Annotated in this window: 15 protein-coding genes; 6 read left to right on the top strand and 9 right to left on the bottom strand. The window is 71.6% G+C overall.

Annotated elements, in window-relative coordinates:
• Nucleotides 1-72 precede the first annotated feature (72 nt).
• The 6 genes from LCN96_RS12235 to LCN96_RS12265 form a co-directional block, all read right to left on the bottom strand.
• Complete coding sequence (locus LCN96_RS12235; RefSeq protein WP_225272715.1) at nt 73-1,401, bottom strand: sensor histidine kinase; 1,329 nt, start codon at nt 1,399-1,401, stop codon at nt 73-75.
• Nucleotides 1,398-2,063, bottom strand: coding sequence for a response regulator transcription factor (locus LCN96_RS12240; protein WP_225272716.1), 666 nt, complete (start codon nt 2,061-2,063; stop codon nt 1,398-1,400). The genes LCN96_RS12235 and LCN96_RS12240 overlap by 4 nt, the downstream gene beginning before the upstream one ends.
• Before the next feature lie 9 nt (nt 2,064-2,072).
• Nucleotides 2,073-3,383: an MFS transporter gene (locus LCN96_RS12245; protein ID WP_225272717.1), complete on the bottom strand. Its 1,311-nt coding sequence runs from the start codon at nt 3,381-3,383 to the stop codon at nt 2,073-2,075.
• Nucleotides 3,384-3,549: 166 nt separating this feature from the next.
• Entirely contained in the window at nt 3,550-5,703 is a 2,154-nt protein-coding gene (locus LCN96_RS56505) for a glycoside hydrolase family 6 protein (RefSeq protein ID WP_263657468.1), read from the bottom strand.
• Nucleotides 5,704-5,737: 34 nt separating this feature from the next.
• Nucleotides 5,738-6,730, bottom strand: coding sequence for a GNAT family N-acetyltransferase (locus tag LCN96_RS12260; RefSeq protein WP_225272718.1), 993 nt, complete (start codon nt 6,728-6,730; stop codon nt 5,738-5,740).
• 55 nt (nt 6,731-6,785) lie between these two features.
• Nucleotides 6,786-7,031 carry a DUF2630 family protein gene (locus tag LCN96_RS12265; protein ID WP_225272719.1) on the bottom strand — a complete coding sequence of 82 codons (246 nt, stop codon included), beginning with the start codon at nt 7,029-7,031 and terminating at the stop codon, nt 6,786-6,788.
• Nucleotides 7,032-7,069: 38 nt separating this feature from the next.
• Between LCN96_RS12265 and ddaH the strand changes: the two genes are divergently transcribed.
• From ddaH to LCN96_RS12290, 5 genes are all read left to right on the top strand, one after another.
• The gene (ddaH, locus tag LCN96_RS12270; RefSeq protein WP_225272720.1) at nt 7,070-7,816 is read left to right on the top strand and encodes a dimethylargininase; all 747 of its coding nucleotides are present in this window, start codon (nt 7,070-7,072) and stop codon (nt 7,814-7,816) included.
• Nucleotides 7,817-7,998: 182 nt separating this feature from the next.
• On the top strand, nt 7,999-9,705 hold the full coding sequence (leuA, locus tag LCN96_RS12275; RefSeq protein ID WP_311132263.1) for a 2-isopropylmalate synthase: 1,707 nt from the start codon (nt 7,999-8,001) through the stop codon (nt 9,703-9,705).
• Between the two features lie 138 nt (nt 9,706-9,843).
• Complete coding sequence (locus tag LCN96_RS12280) at nt 9,844-11,220, top strand: MFS transporter (protein WP_225272721.1); 1,377 nt, start codon at nt 9,844-9,846, stop codon at nt 11,218-11,220.
• Nucleotides 11,217-13,751, top strand: a complete 2,535-nt coding sequence (locus tag LCN96_RS12285; protein ID WP_225272722.1) for a PEP/pyruvate-binding domain-containing protein — start codon at nt 11,217-11,219, stop codon at nt 13,749-13,751. Before LCN96_RS12280 ends, LCN96_RS12285 begins: the two co-directional genes overlap by 4 nt.
• 10 nt (nt 13,752-13,761) lie before the next feature.
• Nucleotides 13,762-14,367 carry a TetR/AcrR family transcriptional regulator gene (locus LCN96_RS12290; protein WP_225272723.1) on the top strand — a complete coding sequence of 202 codons (606 nt, stop codon included), beginning with the start codon at nt 13,762-13,764 and terminating at the stop codon, nt 14,365-14,367.
• Between the two features lie 39 nt (nt 14,368-14,406).
• On the opposite strand, the gene LCN96_RS12295 is transcribed toward LCN96_RS12290, so the two are convergent.
• The 3 genes from LCN96_RS12295 to LCN96_RS12305 are packed head-to-tail and all read right to left on the bottom strand — an operon-like array spanning nt 14,407 to nt 16,331.
• Complete coding sequence (locus tag LCN96_RS12295) at nt 14,407-15,294, bottom strand: hypothetical protein (protein ID WP_225272724.1); 888 nt, start codon at nt 15,292-15,294, stop codon at nt 14,407-14,409.
• Entirely contained in the window at nt 15,291-15,614 is a 324-nt protein-coding gene (locus LCN96_RS12300) for a PadR family transcriptional regulator (protein ID WP_225272725.1), read from the bottom strand. The genes LCN96_RS12295 and LCN96_RS12300 overlap by 4 nt, the downstream gene beginning before the upstream one ends.
• Before the next feature lie 24 nt (nt 15,615-15,638).
• On the bottom strand, nt 15,639-16,331 hold the full coding sequence (locus LCN96_RS12305) for a TetR/AcrR family transcriptional regulator (protein WP_225272726.1): 693 nt from the start codon (nt 16,329-16,331) through the stop codon (nt 15,639-15,641).
• Nucleotides 16,332-16,447: 116 nt separating this feature from the next.
• Here LCN96_RS12305 and LCN96_RS12310 point away from each other — a divergent pair, with 116 nt between their 5' ends.
• On the top strand, nt 16,448-16,801 hold the full coding sequence (locus LCN96_RS12310; RefSeq protein WP_225272727.1) for a YrdB family protein: 354 nt from the start codon (nt 16,448-16,450) through the stop codon (nt 16,799-16,801).

A 16,801-nucleotide genomic window follows, 5' to 3' on the forward strand; every position in this document is an offset into this window, starting at 1 on the left:
CACACTAGCTCGGATGTCCTGATCTGGATAGCGGATTACGGTCGTGGCGCCTCTCGGCACGGCTCGTGCTTTCTACGGGTGACTCAGGAGCTGGAGCTCCACCACCAGGCCGTGCGGCTCGGCGGGCAGCAGGCGGAGGGTGGCGCCGCATGCCCTGGCCAGCTCGGCCGCGATGGCCAGCCCCAGGCCGCTGCCCGGGACGTTCGCGTGCGACCCCGACCGCCAGAAGCGGCCCAGCGCCTCCGAGCGTTCCTCCTCGCTGAGTCCAGGCCCGTCGTCGGCCACCCGCAGCACGCCGTCCTCCAGACACACGGTGACCGTGCCGCCGCGCGGGACGAACTTCTGGGCGTTGTCGAGGGCGATGTCCGCGATCCTGGCCGCCGCCTCGGGAACGACCGACATTTCGGAGATGTCGGCAACAAGGCGCACGCCGGCCGCCGCGTACACCTCGCGCCAGACGCCCAGGCGTGGCGCCAGCGAGACGTCCTTGCCTTCGACCCCCGCGCCCGCCTCCACCTTCGCCAGCGCCAGCAGATCCTCCACCAGCAGTGCCAGGCGGTCCAGCTCCGCCATCGCCTCCTCGAACTCGACGGTGCCCTCCCCGCGCAGATGCGGCTCCAGGTTCTCCAGCCGCAGCCCGAGCACCGTCAGCGGCGTACGCAGCTCGTGCGAGGCGTCCGCCACGAAGGCCCGCTGCCGCTCCATCGCCCCCGCCACCGCGTCCGCCATCGCGTTGAACCGCTCCTCCAGCCGCCGCAGCTCCGTCGGGCCGACGCCGGGATGCGCCCGAGCGTCCAGCCGCCCCTGCGCGATGGCCTGCGTGGTGCGGTCCAGCTCCGTGACGGGACGCAGGATCCAGCGGGCCAGCCGCCTGGCCGCCAGCACCGAGTACGCCAGCGCGACCAGCGCGCCCAGCGCCAGCGCGCCCCAGACCAGCGACACGTCCAGCCGGGCCCGGTCGGTGGGGGCCTGCAGCAGCACCACGCCGGTGATCTGCGCGTCGCGGCCCGCGGGCTCCGCCAGCAGGACCGAGGCAGGGCCGAACGGGCTGATCGTGGGCAGGTCCTCCGTCGTGCGTCCGGACAGGGCCAGGCGCAGCGCCTCGCGGTCGTCGGACTCGAAGCTGCCGGCGGACAGACGGAGTGAGCCGTCGCGGTCGCGGACGCGGATGGCGGCGCCGTACAGCTCGGCGTAGCGGTTGATCTCGGCGATCAGGCCCGTGTGGTCGTCGTCGCGGGCCGCCTGGTCGGCCAGCTCCGCGAAGCGGGTGGCGTCGGCGCGGCGGTCGAGGAGCAGCCGGTTCGTACGGTGGGAGGCGTAGGCCAGGCCCAGCGGCACCGCCAGCGCCGCCACCAGGAAGACGATCAGCGTCGTGAACGTGACCACCAGCCGCGAGTTCACGCCGTCGAGCCCAGCCGGTAGCCGGTCCCGCGCAACGTCTCCACCAACCCCGGGCGGCCGGTCTTGGAGCGCAGGTTGGCCACGTGCACGTCCAGCGAGCGCGAGGCCGACAGCAGCGGGTCGCCCCAGACCTCGTCGAGGATCTCCTCCCGGCCGCGCACCACGCCTGGCTCGCGCGCCAGCATCGCCAGCAGGTCGAACTCCCGCCGCGTCAGCGTCACCGCCTCCCCGGCCACCGTGACCTGCCGCGACTCCAGGTCGATGCGCACGTCGCCGACGTTCACCACATCGTCGCGCTGCGGGCGCGGACGCGTGCCGCGCCGCACCACCGCCTCCATCCGCGCCATCAGCTCGACCGTACGGAACGGCTTGACCAGGTAGTCGTCGGCGCCCGAACGCAGGCCGCGCAGCACCTCCCGCTCCTCGGTACGGGCGGTGACCACGATCAGCGGCACCGCCGAAACCCGGCGCAGGCGGCGCAGCGCCTCCAGGCCGTCCATGTCGGGCAGACCCAGGTCGAGCAGGACGAAGTCGACGCCCCCCGCCAGGCGGAGGGCGTCCACGGCCAGCCCTGTCCGGATGACCTGATGGCCGTGCCGGTCCAGGGCCGTGATGAGGGCGGCGGCGAGCCGATCGTCGTCCTCGACCAGCAGAACTCGCATATCGCCAGGTTAGACGCGCGTGGGGACCGCTTCCTGCGTGGCCTGCTCGGTACGCGACAGCGCGACGTCCCTGGTCTCCCGCATGGTCAGGTAGACGACGAGGGACACGGCGGCGCAGCCGGAGACGTACCAGAAGAAACCTGACTCGATGCCGCTGTCCTTGAACCACAGCGCCACGTACTCGGCGGTGCCGCCGAACAGGGCGTTCGCGATGGCGTAGGGGAGGGCCACGCCGAGGGCGCGCACGTTCGTCGGGAACAGCTCGGCCTTCACCACCGCGTTGATCGAGGTGTAGCCGGTGACGATGATCAGGCCGATCAGCGACAGCACCAGCGCGCCGCCGAAGCCCTGGACCCCGCCGAGCGCCGTCATCAGCGGCACCGTGCCGAGCATCGACCCGATCCCGAACGTGATCAGCAGCGGCCGGCGCCCGATCCGGTCCGACAGGCCGCCCGCGAGCGGCTGCAGGCACATGAAGATGAACAGCGCGCAGAAGCTCACCAGCGTGGCCGTCTCCTTGGGCAGGCCCGCGCTGTTCGACAGGTACTTGGTGAGGTAGGTGGTGTAGGTGTAGTACGCGACGGTGCCGCCCATCGTCAGTGCGATGACCAGCAGGGCTTCCTTCTTGTGGGCGAGCAGCGCCTTGATCGTGCCGCGGCCCTGCTCGCTCTCGCGCTCCTCCTCGTCGTACGCCTCCGTCTCCAGGAGGTTGCGGCGCAGGTAGAACACCACTGCCGCGGCGGCCGCGCCGACGATGAAGGGGATGCGCCAGCCGTAGGAGTGCAGGGCCTCGGCGGACATCGTGTTCTGCAGGATGATCTGCAGGCCGAGGCCGACGAGCTGGCCGGCGGTCATGGAGACGTACTGGAAGCTGGAGGCGAAGCCACGGCGGCCGCGCGGGGTGGCCTCCGTGAGGTACGTGGCACTCGCCGCGTACTCGCCGCCCACCGAGATGCCCTGCAGCAGCCGCGCCACCACCAGCACCAGGGCGCCGAAGTAGCCGACCGCCTCGTACGTCGGGGCGATGGCGATCAGCAGGGCGCTGGCCGACATGAGGGTGACGGTGAGCGTGAGCGCCGCCTTGCGGCCCTTCCTGTCGGCGTAGCGGCCGAGCAGCCAGCCGCCGAGCGGGCGCATGAAGAAGCCGACGGCGAAGATGGCCGCGGTGTTGAGCAGCTTGGCCGTGTCGTTGCCCTCAGGGAAGAAGGAAGCGGCGAAATAGATGGCGAAACTGCTGTACACGAACCAGTCGTACCACTCGACCATATTGCCGATGGACCCGCCGATGACGGCCTTCCACGGCACGCGTGCCTTGCTCACGAAGAACCTCCTGGGGGGCTGTAGACGCTGGTCAGAGCCTCATGCCAGAAGGTTGCCCGGACAAGGGAGCGGGGCTGATATCTAACGTCCGCTTAACATGACTTCTTACGCGGCATTAACGCCGTCGCAACACCGGGGTGGCAGCTCGGTCTTGCGACGTGGCGGCTCAGCGTAGGGGTGGGTTGGCGTTCTTCGCGCGTTCCAGGGCCAGGTCGGCCCACCATTCGCCGCTCGGGGGCGACACGACGCCGCGTTCCGGGTCCTGCTCACCGTCGGTGCCGCGCCTGCACCTGCCGCTGGAGGTGCCGGCTCGGGCTATCCACAAGTACGCGTCCACCAGCTCCTCGCCCGTCTCCGTGGTGGGCCGGTCGCCGACTCCTCTGCCCGGGGGGTTGCACCACGTCTGCGGGTCCTCGTAGTGCTTCTGCGGGGACCAGGAGCCCTGGCCGTTCCTGCTGGTGTCCACGACGAAGTGCGGCATGGTCGCGGGGTCCACGGTGGTGTCCTTCGGGCAGGTGGTGCCGCCTGTCTTGAGGCGTACCGCGATGCAGGCCGACAGGGACTTGCCGTATTCGACGCTCTTGGTGGTGTGCTGGTAGGCCGCCGTGTTGATGAAGAAGCCGTCCGCCTTGTCGATTCCGGCGCCTATCAGGCGTTCCGCCATGATGTCGGCGCCTGGCCAGTGGTCCTGGCTGCCGTCCAGGTAGACGGCCGTTCGGGGGTTCGCTTTGAGGGTCTGTACGGCCTGGCGGAGGTCCTGGTAGCGCTGAGCGGGGGTGCCCGGCGCGGTGGGGCACTGGGGGGTGCCGGGGATCTTGACCAGGCTGCCTGGTTCGAGGATGACCACTGCTTGGGCGGGGCCTATCTGGTGGGCGATGCCGGTCAGCCACTCGTGGTAGGTCCGCATGGCTGCGGTGGTGGTGGGGCGGCATTCGGTGTCGGGCATGTCGTTGATCAGGAAGACCGGGACGGCGTTCGCCTGCTGGGCTGCTGTGATCGTGGCTTCGACTTTTGGTCTGGCTTCGGGCTGGGCCAGACGGATGGCGTGGGGAGTCTGGGCCAGTTTGCGCATCAGGGCGGCGTCTTGGGGGCGGGTGTCCTTCCATAGCTCGGCTTGGCGGGCGGCTGCTGGTTCTTCGGGGGCGTAGAAGGTGATTGTGGCTGTGGATCGCAGGGGGTTCTGGGGGGCTTGCTGGGGGGTGGTGGCGGGTGTTGGGGGTGCGGTTGTGATGGTTTGGGGGGTTCCGTTGCCGCGGATGGCCAGGGCTGTCGAGATGCCGGCTGCTGCCAGTGCGAGGGCGGCTGTGGCGGTCAGGAGCCTGCGGTGGTTGATCGGCGTTCGCGTTGCGCCGGGCTCCGCCGTACTACGTCTCGCCGCACCGGCGCCGGGTGGGGTGCTGGGGGTGGGCGTGTCCGCATCGCCCGTGGCTGCGCTCGCCGCGCTCGCGCCTGCGATGCCGGCGCCTGTGCCGTCTGCGGCCCCGCCTGCGCCGCCTGGGCCGGGAAGGCCCGTGCCGCCCGGGTTGCCCGTGCTCAGGTGGTCCAGGAGGGCGTCGGCCGTCGGGCGGTCCGATGGGTTCTTGGAGAGGGCGGCCACGACCAGGTCGCGTAGCGGGCCCCTGAGGCCGTTCAACGAGGGTGGGTCGTTGACGATGCGGAGCAGGAGCGTCGGGACGGAACCGGAGCCGAAGGGCGGGGCGCCGCCCGCGGCGAAGGCCACGGTGCACCCCCAGGAGAAGATGTCGGAGGCCGGTCCGACGGGATCGCCCGAGACCTGCTCGGGCGACATGTAAGCAGGCGTCCCCAGCACGGTGCTGCTCGCCTCGGAGTCGGCCAGCCAGGCGATGCCGAAGTCGATGACCTTGGGCCCCACCTGGGACAACAGCACGTTGGACGGTTTCAAGTCGCGGTGCACGACCCCCGCCCCGTGGATGGCCCGCAACGCCATCGCCACCGAGGCGGCCAGGCCGTCGAGGGCGGAGCCCTGCAGGGGGCCGTAGGTGGCGACGGCCTCCTTGAGGCTGGGGCCCTCGACGTACTCCGTGACCAGGTACGCGAGCCGCCCCTCAAGGGAGGCGTCGAGCACGGGCGCGGTGCAGAAGCGGGCGACGCGCTGCGCGGCGGCCACCTCGCGGGCGAAGCGGCGCCGGAAGTCGGGGTGCGCGTCCATCCTGGCGTGCAGGAGCTTGACGGCCACGCGCGTGCCGGAGGGGTCGCGGGCGAGGTAGACGACGCCCATGCCGCCCTCGCCCAGCCGGCCGAGCAGGGTGTATGGCCCCACCTGCCCCGGATCGCCGTCTCTCAGCACCTCCAAGGTCATAGAGGCCCAGGTTAGCCCGGATGATCCATAACGACTACAGGGTCAGCCGCCACTGGTGCCACTCGTCGAAGAGCTCGAAGCCCATGGCCTCGTTGATGGCCAGCATGTGGCGGTTGCTGGTGGCGTTCCAGGTGATGACGCGTTCGGCCTGTGGCTCGTGCTCGCGCAGCCACAGCAGGTTGGAGAGCTTGAGCAGCAGGCCGAGCCGGTGGCCGCGGTGCGCGCGCAGCACCGCCGTGTCGCCCTGCTGCGCCCAGCCGTCGGTGCGGCCGGTGTCGAGGAAGATGCGCGTGTACGCGGCCGGGGCGCCGTCGGAGTCGCGGCGGGCGATCGTGGTGTAGCAGGTCTGGCCGATCTCGGGCATGCTCTCCTCGCGGGCGCGCAGGCGTTCGAGACTGAAGTTCTGCTCCTCGACGTCGTCGTGGCGCGGGGCGTCGTTCATGCCGTTCAGCAGGGTCGCGAGGTCGGGTAGCCGCTCGGGCGCGGCCGGGCCGATCCAGCGCTCCAGGGTGTAGCCCGAGACCTCGGGGAGCATCCGCTCCAGCGCGGGCCAGTCGGCCTTGCGCAGGTCGAGCGTGCGGCGCGCCTCTGACAGCGCCACGCTCATGCCGTGCGCGCCGGCGAAGCGCGCGCCGGTGCCGGTGGCGGGGGTCTCGGTGAGCAGCAGCGTACGGCCGTGCGCCCGCATGCGGTCGAGGGCGTGCCCGAACAGGGCGGCGCCGAGCCCGCGGCCCCGGTGGCCCGGCTGCACGACGAGGGGGAAGATCCAGCCCGCGCGGCGGTTGTCGAGCTGGGGGAAGGCCAGCGCGTAGCCGCCGACGACCTGCTCGCCGTCGATCAGGGCACAGGCCTCCACCTGCTGGGACGGCGAGTGCGCGCACATGTCGCGGCGGAAGCGGGCGAGCGGGACCACCGGGCCGGCGTCCTCCTGGTAGCCGGCCACGTACGCGGCGTGCAGGCCCGCGACGAGGTCGTCGTCGGAGGGGTCGCCCGGCCGGTCGGGGATCATGATGGGCTGGATGCGCATTCCCCCAGCCAAGCGCACGCCCACCGGCCGGGCCAGCGGTTTTACCCGGCGCGGCCTACTGGCGGTAGTTCTCCACCTCGCCGGCCGGGCGGGCGCTGGCGCCGTCGGGGTCCTCGCCCGCGGTGCGCCGGGCGCGGCGCTGCCTGAGCAGGTCCCAGCACTGGTCGAGGGCCGTCTCCAGCTCCTTGATGCGTGCGTGCTCCTGGTCGGAGGGCACCTCGCCGGCGGACAGCCTGTCGCGCAGCTCGTGCTCCTCGGTGACCAGCGCGCTGATCGTGGTGAGAATCTCGTCGTCCCGCATGTCCAAGACTCTAATCACCGCGTGATAGAACACGCCCTATGGCTGGTATCGCGCTGGTAAGGAAGCCCGGCCCGCGGATCTCCGAGGGCATCGTCACGCACATCGAGCGCGAGCCGGTGGATCACGAACGGGCCGCCGCCCAGCACGACGCCTACGTTGAGGCGCTGGCCGAGGCGGGCTGGCGGCCGGTGCACGTGCCGCGCGCCGACGACCTGCCCGACGCGCCCTTCGTGGAGGACACCATGGTGGTGTCGGGCCGGCTGGCCGTGCTGACCAGGCCCGGGGCGCCGGAGCGGCGCCCGGAGGTGGAGTCGGTGGCTCGGGTGGTGCACGAGCTGGGCATGAAGTCGGTCAGGATCGCGCCGCCCGGCACGCTCGACGGCGGCGACGTGCTGCAGGTCGGCTCCACCGTGTACGTGGGCAGGTCGGCCAGGACCAGCGACGAGGGCATCGCCCAGCTCGCCGCCCTGCTGCCCGAGCGCCAGGTCGTGCCCGTGGAGCTGCGCGGCGTGCTGCACCTGAAGTCGGCGGTGACCGCGCTGCCCGACGGGACGCTCATCGGCGATCCCGCCTGTGTGGACCTGCCCGGGGTGCTGGCGCCGGAGGAGGAGTCGGGCGGGCACGTGGTGGTGCTGGGCGAGGACCGGGTCTTGCTGGCCGCGTCGGCTCCGCAGACCGCCGCCATGCTCGAAAAACGCGGATATTTCGTGACGAAGGTGGAGATCTCGGAGTACGAGAAGCTCGAAGGTTGTGTGACCTGCCTGAGCGTGCTCGTGGCCGATTGACGGTTCTCAGATGGTGAGATCCTGCGCGGTGCATCGCGAGACGTCTGGTAGCGTGCATGTCATGCTGCGCGGGCTCCTTCTTAGCTGCCGCGGCGGGGGCCTCTAAGGCCGGCTCCCTCGCCGCGGAGCGAGTCATGCGCGTCGGCCGCTTTCTTCCTGAGACCGACGAGGAGCATCCGATCATGACCGCTCAGCAGCCCAGCCGCATGCCCGTCCATCGTTACCAGCCGTTCGAACCCATCCGGCTGACCGACCGCACCTGGCCCGACCAGGTGATCACCGAGGCGCCCCGATGGTGCGCCGTGGACCTGCGCGACGGCAACCAGGCCCTGATCGACCCGATGGACTCGCACCGCAAGCTCCAGATGTTCGAGCTGCTGGTACGCATGGGCTACAAGGAGATCGAGGTAGGCTTCCCGGCCGCCTCGCAGACCGACTTCGACTTCATCCGGCAGATCATCGAAGAGGGCCGCATCCCCGACGACGTGGTCATCCAGGTGCTGACGCAGGCCCGTCCCGAGCTGATCGAGCGCACCTTCGAGTCCATCGAGGGCGCCAAGCAGGCCATCGTGCACCTGTACAACTCGACCTCCACCCTGCAGCGCCGCGTCGTCTTCGGCCAGGACAAGGACGGCATCACCGCCATCGCGGTCGAGGGCGCCAAGCTGGTCAAGAAGCTCGCCGACGCCACCGACGTGGACGTCTACTTCCAGTACTCCCCTGAGTCGTTCACCGGCACCGAGCTGGAGTACGCCGTCGAGGTGTGCGACGCGGTCAACGAGGTGTGGCAGCCCACGCCCGACCGCAAGGTGATCATCAACCTGCCCGCCACGGTCGAGATGGCCACCCCCAACGTCTACGCCGACCAGATCGAGTGGATGCACCGCAACCTCAAGCGCCGCGACTCGATCGTGCTGTCCCTGCACCCGCACAACGACCGCGGCAGCGCCGTGGCCGCCGCCGAGCTGGGCTACATGGCCGGCGCCGACCGCATCGAGGGCTGCCTGTTCGGCAACGGCGAGCGCACCGGCAACGTCTGCCTGGTCACCCTGGGCATGAACCTGTTCTCCCAGGGCGTCGACCCCGAGATCGACTTCAGTGACATCGACGAGATCCGCCGGGTCACCGAATACTGCAACCAGCTGCCCGTGCACCCGCGCCACCCGTGGGGCGGCGAGCTGGTCTACACCGCCTTCTCCGGCTCCCACCAGGACGCCATCAAGAAGGGCTTCGAGCACCTGGAGCGCGACGCGGCGGCGGCCGGGGTGCCGGTCGACGAGTTCACCTGGGCGGTGCCGTACCTGCCGATCGACCCGAAGGACATCGGCCGCAGCTACGAGGCCGTCATCCGGGTCAACAGCCAGTCCGGCAAGGGCGGCGTGGCCTACATCATGAAGGCCGACCACCAGCTCGACCTGCCGCGCCGGCTGCAGATCGAGTTCTCCAAGGTGGTGCAGGCGCGCACCGACAGCGAGGGCGGCGAGATCAGCCCGGCCGCGATGTTCGAGATCTTCCGCGACGAGTACCTGCCCAACCCCGCCAACCGCTGGGGCCGCCTGAGCCTCATGGCGCACCGCCACGAGTCCACGGTCGACGACCAGGACCTCATCAGCGCCGACGTGCGCCTCGACGGCGAGATCCGCGAGATCCAGGGCAAGGGCAACGGCCCGATCTCGGCGTTCATCGACGCCATCGCGCCCGTCGGCCTGCAGGTGCGGGTCCTCGACTACGTCGAGCACGCGATGAGCGCGGGCAGCGACGCCAAGGCGGCCTCCTACCTGGAGTGCGAGGTCAACGGGAAGGTGCTGTGGGGCGTGGGCATCGACGCCAACACCACCACCGCCTCGCTGAAGGCGATCATCTCCGCGGTCAACCGCGCTTCGCGCTGACCAATCGGCTCTGACAGGGGGCACGGCGAGCTACTCGCCGTGCCCTCTTTCTTTTCCGTGCCTTAGTGAACGTTGCGTTTCTAAGTGCTGAATCGTATGCTCCTTAGAGAACGCACCGTTTACTAAGGAGGCGATGTCGTGGGGCTGGTGCTGGCCGGGCTGATGCTGGCGATGCTGCTCGGCGCGCTGGATCAGACGATCATGGCGCCCGCGCTGCCCGCCGTCGCGGGCGCGCTGGGCGGGCTCGATCGCATGCCCGCCGTCGTCAGCGCCTACCTCGTCGCCGCCACCGTCGTCATGCCCGTGTACGGCAAGCTCGGCGACCGGTACGGCCGGAAAGCCACCATGCAGGCGGCCGTCGTGATCTTCGTGACCGGGGCCGTGTTGTGCGGGCTGGCCACGTCGATGCCGCAGTTCATCGCCTTCCGGGCGATCCAGGGGCTGGGCGGCGGCGGGCTGGTCATCGGGGCTCAGGCGATCATCGGCGAGCTGGTGAGCCCCCGTGAGCGCGGGCGTTACCTCGGGCTGTTCGGCGCCGCGTACATCGTGGCCGCCGTCGGCGGGCCGCTGGTCGGCGGGTTCTTCGTGGACGGGCCGGGGTGGCGGTGGATCTTCGCCGTCTACCCGCCGCTGGGGCTGCTGGCGCTGGTGCTGCTCAGCGTCGCGCTGAAGCTGCCGCGGCCCCGCACGCGCGCGCCGCTCGACGTGGCCGGGGCCGTCACGCTGGGCGCCACCGTGGTCGGGATCGTCATGGTGGGGGAGAGCGGGAACCCCGCCTACCTCGCCCTGGCCGCCGCCGGCGTGGTGGCGTGGCTGGTCAGCGCGCGGTTCGCGCGGGACCCGATCCTGCCGCTGCGGCTGTTCGCCGACCGGGCGTTCGCGGTGCCCGTGGCGATCAGCCTGCTCATCGGGTTCGCGCTGTTCGGGACGATCACGTACCTGCCGGCGTACGCGCAGATCGCCCTGCACACCAGCGCCACGCAGGCCGGGCTGCTGGTGACCGCGCTCATGGGCGGCGTGCTGGTCGCCGCCGTCGCCTCCGGCCGGCTCATCACCCGGACGGGGACGTACAAGCCGTACCCCGTCGCGGGCACGGCCCTGGCGGCGGCGGGGCTCGCCCTGCTGGGGTTCGCCGGAGCCGGGCCGGTCGTGCTCGTGCTCGCGCTGCTGCTGACAGGGCTCGGGGTCGGGCTGGTCATGCAGGTCATGGTGCTGGCCGCGCAGAACGCCGTCGAGTACGCCGACCTCGGCACCGCCACCTCGTCGGTGACCTTCGTCCGCCAGGTCGGGGCGTCGGCCGGAGTGGCGCTGGTGGGGGCGCTGATCACGCTCACCTCGGGCATCTCCAGCACCTCGCCGGCGAATCTGCCGGAAGCCGTGCGCGGCCAGTTCGCCGCCGCCGTGCCGCCCGTCTTCGCGGCCATGGCGCCGCTGCTGGTCGTGGCGTTCCTCCTGGCGCTCGCGCTGCCGGCGCGCCCGCTCCGTACCACTGCTCACGTTGAGGAGAACCGGTGAAACTCGTCGCACCGCTGCGTGCCTTCGGCCGCGCCGATCTGGCCACGGCCGGGGGGAAGGGCGCCAACCTGGGCGAGCTGGTCAGGAACGGCTTTCCGGTGCCTGACGGCTTCGTCGTCACCACGTACGCGTACGAGCTGGTCGCTCAGGGCGGCGGCACGCGTTTCGAGCAGGTGGAGCTGCCAGGTGAGCTGCGGCGGGCGATCACCGACGCCTACGCCGGGCTCGGCGGCGGGCCCGTGGCCGTGCGGTCGAGTGCCACGGCCGAGGACCTGCCGGGCGCGGCGTTCGCCGGGCAGCAGGACACCTACCTCAACGTCGTCGGCGAGCCTGCTCTGATCGATGCGGTCCGGCGGTGCTGGGGGTCGTTGTGGAACGAGCGTGCCGTCGCCTATCGGGCGCGGCTGGGCATCTCCGACTCGGAGGTGCGGATCGCGGTGGTGGTGCAGCGGATGGTGGAGGCGGAGGTGGCGGGGGTGCTGTTCACCGCTGATCCGGTCAGTGGTGATCGGGGGCGGCTGGTCATCGACGCGAGCAGCGGGCTGGGGGAGGCCGTGGTGTCGGGGCTGGTCACGCCGGACCATTACGTGGTGGACGGGCGGGGGCGCGTCGACTTCACCCCGGGACGTCGGGAGGTGGTCATCCGCAGTGCGGCCGGTGGCGGGGTCGTGCGTGAGACGGCGGCGCGGGCGCGCGCCGAGCGGCCGGTCGGCGGGGCAGAGCGGCTGCCGGATGTCGGCGGGGCAGAGCGGCTGCCGGATGAGGTGGTGGCCGAGCTGGGGCGGCTGGGGCGGGAGGTGGCCGCGCAGTTCGGGCGGCCGCAGGACATCGAGTGGGCGTACGCGCAGGGACGGCTGCACCTGCTGCAGGCGCGGCCGATGACCGCGCTGCCGCCGCCTCCGGTGGGCCGGCTCAACCCGTTCCAGCGCCGCCTGGCCACGGTCTTGATGGAGTACCTGCCCGAGCGGCCGTACCCGATCGACATGTCCACCTGGGTCCCCCATGGTCCGGCCGGGCTGATGCGCAACGTCCTGGGCAGCTTCGGCGTGCGGCGCGCGTTCGACGACTTCCTCCAGGAGGAGGACGGCGTCGTCTACCGGATGCTGCCTCCGTCGCCGAAGCCGACCGTCAAGGTGCTCGCGGCGCCGTTCCGGGTGCTGGCGAAGGCCAGGCGGTACGACCCGGCCCGGTGGACGGAGGATCGGCGGTTCCGTGACTACCTCGCGTCGGTCGAGGCGCTGCGGGGGCGGGATCTGCGGGCGATGACGTGGGGTGAGCTGCTGCGGGTGCCTCGGCAGGCGCTGGCGTTGGTGGGGCCTGTGGCCGATCTGCGGGTGGACTACCTGCCGGGGACGGGGGTGGCGCTGCTGCGGCTGCTGGTGGCTGTTCGGGTGCTGGGGCGGGGGGAGGTGTTCGCCGATCTGCTGCACGGGGCGCGTACCCGGACCACGGACGCCAATGCGGCGTTGGAGCGGCTGGCCGAGGTGGCGCGGCGGACGGGGGCGCTGGAGGCGGATCCGGTGCCTGCGGAGTTCGCGGAGGCGATGGCGGCGTTCCTGGACGAGTTCGGTCATCGGGAGACCGCGAGCCCGATCCTGGTCACGCCGCCCACGTGGGCGGATGCTCCGGAGGTGGTGCTCGGACTGGTGAGGATGCTGACCTCGGGCTCGGCCATGCCGCACAGCTCTCCTGCGCGGCAAGAGTCACCCTCGTCGCAAGGGCTGCCCGCGCCGCAGGGGCCGGGTGCGCGGAAGGAGGGCGATGACGCGCTGGGACGCCTGCTCGCCCACCCCCTGCTGCGGGGCAAGGGCCGTCGCGCTCGCATGACACGCTGGGTGCAGGCCGCGCGGGCGGGGGTCGCGTTCAGGGAGGACAGCCACTTCTTCTTCATGATGCCGCAGCCCATCCTGCGCAGATCGTTGCTGGAGCTGGGCCGCCGCCTGTGCGACGCGGGTGTCCTTGACGTGCCGGAGGCAGTCTTCCACCTGCGCCTGGAGGAGCTGGAGGAGATCGAGGACGTGACCGCCCTGCGCGGGCCGCACGCCGAGCGGCTGCGGGAGACCGTCGCCAGGCGGGCGCTCAAGCGGGAGGAGCTCGCCGGGGTGCGGCTCATCGACCCCGCGGCGATCTTCCCGCCGGCCGAGACCGGCGACGCGCTGCTCACCGGTGCCCCGGTCGGTGGCGGCAGCGCGACCGGGCCGGTGAAGGTGATCGCCACGCCCGCCGAGTTCGGCCGGCTGGCCGCCGGTGACGTGCTCGTCTGCCCGTACACGAACCCGTCATGGACGCCGCTGTTCCAGCACGCGGCGGCCGTGGTCGTGGACACCGGCGGCGCGGCCTCGCACGCGGCGATCGTGGCCAGGGAGTACGGCATCCCCGCCGTCATGGGCACCGGCACGGGCACCTCGACGCTCCAGGACGGGCAGCTCGTCACGGTCAACGGCGACACCGGCACGGTGACCAGCCCGGTCACCGCGACGGCGGGCGGCGGCCCAGCCGCCGGCGCGGTCACCGGTCCCGGCGCTTCCTAGAATGCTGGCCATGGTCACCGACCACCGCAAGCTGCCACGACGCCGGGGCGAGGCGCTCAGCGCCGCGATCTACCAGGCCACCCTCGACGAGCTGGCCGAGGTCGGCTACGCCGGGCTGACCATGGAGGGGGTCGCCGAGCGGGCCAAGGCCAGCAAGGCCTCGCTCTACCGGCGCTGGCCCACCCGCATCGAGCTGGTGATGGAGGCGGTCTACCAGTCGCTGCCCAGCCCGGAGAGCTCGCCCGACACCGGCAATCTGCGGGACGACCTGGTCGCCATGCTCACCCGTACGGCGCAGGCCCTGTCGGGGCCGGCCGGTGAGGCGATGCGCGGGCTGCTCGGCGAGGCGTTGCGCGGGGAGTCGCCGCTGAGCACCCTGCGGCGCAACTCCCAGGGCACGGCCAGGAAGCTGATGGAGGAGATCGTGCGGCGGGCGGTCGAGCGCGGTGAGGTGGATCCCGCGGACGTCACCCCCCGCCGCCTCGACTCCGGGCACGCGCTGCTGCGTCACCACTTCCTCTTCGAGGGGCCGCCGATCCCGGAGCGGCTGGTGGCCGAGATCGTGGACGAGGTGCTCGTGCCGCTGCTCCAACCAACCGCGCGGGCGACCGGCTGAGGCCGCCGCCGGACCCGGTTTGGCCGCTGCAGACGACGCTCAGATGTGGGCCGGGCCGAGCGCGGTGGGCTCGGGCAGGGCCGGATCGTGCGGGGAGCGCCGCAGGACGGCCCGCGCGACCAGCGCCGCCAGCCCCGTGCTGAGCACCGCGCAGGCTGCCACCGCCGGCCCGAACCACGGCGACACCTGCCACAGCCCGAACGCCATCAGCCCCGCCACCGCCGTCCACCCGATCGCGTTCATGACGGCCGCCACCGCCAGCGACTTCCCGGCGGCCCGGACGGCGCCCGCCATCACGGGGGAGGCGGCGGCGGCCAGCGGAAGCGGCAGGACCAGCGTCATGAGGGTCGGGACGAAGAAGCCGCCCATCATGGCGTCGCCGAGTGCCGGTAGGGGAGCCGCCGCACCCAGCGCCAGGCTGACATAGCTGAGCAGGACGAGCCCGATCGGGACTGCCACGGCGAGGGCCGTCAGCAGCACCCGCCGCCCGGTCGCCCGCGCCGCCGCACCGTAGGGCGCCCGCTTGTCCGCGGCTCGGGCGGCGATGCCGAGCTGCCACGGGGCCAGCAGGGCCATCGCGCCCGCTCCGGCGAAGCAGGTCATGGCCGCCCTGAACAGCCAGCCGACCTCCTCGGCCCGATCCGACGGGAACGAGAGGGCGGCGGCGTCGCGGACCGCGGGGTTCCACAACATCCACAGAGCGTAGGAGCCGGCGACGAGGATCGCCCAGAGCGGCAGGCGCAGCGGCCGGGCGCCGGGGATGCGGCGGTGGTGCAGCCACGCGTCCGCCGCCCCGGCGGCCAGGTCGAGCACCGTGCGCAGCCGCACAGGACGGGCGGCGACCAGGTCGGCGACCTCCTCGCCGTACCGCTCCCGCCACGCCTTCGGGTAGAGCCTCAGCACGGCCCCCGCCACGGCTCGCATCATGCCTGCCCCCAAGCCATCCGCCGCACCCCCGCCTGCTCCACCCGGCGCAGTGTGGCGAGCTGCTCCCGCAGCGCGTCACGCCCGCCGTCGGTGATCCGGTACGGCTTGCGCCGCTCCGCCGACTCCACGGCCTCGATCCAGCCGCGTTCCTCCAGCCGCATCAGCGCCCCGTAGAGCGTCCCCGGCTCCAGCGAGGTCCCCGAGAACTGCTCGATGTCGCTGATCATCCGGTATCCGTGTTTCTGCCCCTCGGCGAGGCTGATGAGCACCAGTAGCGCCACATCAGTGAAGCGGCCGAGCGACTGCGTCTTGCGAGCCATGTATTAAGTAAAACTTAGTAAGTTCTACTGAGCAAGTCCGATCGTGCCCGCCGCCAGCCGCATGCTGTGCTCGAACGCCTCCCGCCGGTTCTCGATCGTGTTGTCGAACTGGCCGAACACCTCGAAGTTGACCCACCCGTACAGGGTGGTCCAGGCCGCGAGCGCGCGCCAGATCACGTTGTCGGGCACGGCGGGCATGAGTTCGCGGAAGCCCGCCACGTCCGGCTCCAGGTCGGCGGGCAGGTCCTCCTCGGGGACCCGCACCGCGCCCGCCTGCCAGGCGTCGGACATGACGCGGCCCAGCACGGCCACGTCGCGTACGCGGGCCTCCACCGTGTCCTGGGGCGCCTGGTAGCCGGGGACGGGGGAGCCGTAGATCAGGGCGTACTCGTGCGGATGGGCGACCCCCCACTCGCGCACGGCGCGGCAGGCGGCGAGCCATCGCCCGAGGTGGTCCTCGCGGGGGGTCGCGGCCTCGCTGTGCTCGACGGCCGCGCCGAGGGCGTTGTAGCTGTCGATGATCAGCGCGGTGAGCAGGTCGTCGCGGCTCGGGAAGTAGCGGTAGATGGCCGAGGAGACCATGCCCATCTCCCGGGCCACCGCGCGGAGTGACAGGCCGCCGGCCCCTTCGGTGGCGAGCTGGCGGCGCGCGATGTCGGTGATCTCTTTGGTGAGCTCGGCCCTGACGCGTTCTCTGGCGGTGCGGCTGGCTGTCATGCACAGCAGGTTAGCAGAGCGGTGAGAAGAAACGAGAGCACTGCTCTTGACGAACGGTGCTCTTTTGAGAGAGCATTGCTCTCGTAAGCGAATCACCCCTCAACCGGAGGCCCCCGATGCTCGCCCTCGCCAAGAACGCCAACATGTTGCTGATGTTCCTCCTGGAGCTCGGCGTGCTGGCGTCCGTCGCCTACTGGGGCTTCACGGTCAGCCCGAACTGGGGGGTCAAGCTGCTGGCCGGGCTCGGCGGCCCGGCGCTGTTCATCGCGGCGTGGGCGCTGTTCGGGGCGAACGGCGGCGCGAACGCCACGTTCCCGCTCACCGGCCTGGCTCGCGCCGCGCTGGAGATCCTCTGGTTCGGCGGCGGCGCCCTGGCGCTCTACGCCTCCGGGCTGATCACCTCCACCATCGTCTTCTCCGCACTCTTCATCGTGAACGCGGTCCTCCGCATCTTCTGGAACGAGGTCTGA

The sequence above is a fragment of the Nonomuraea gerenzanensis genome, assembly GCF_020215645.1.
Lineage (GTDB): Bacteria > Actinomycetota > Actinomycetes > Streptosporangiales > Streptosporangiaceae > Nonomuraea > Nonomuraea gerenzanensis.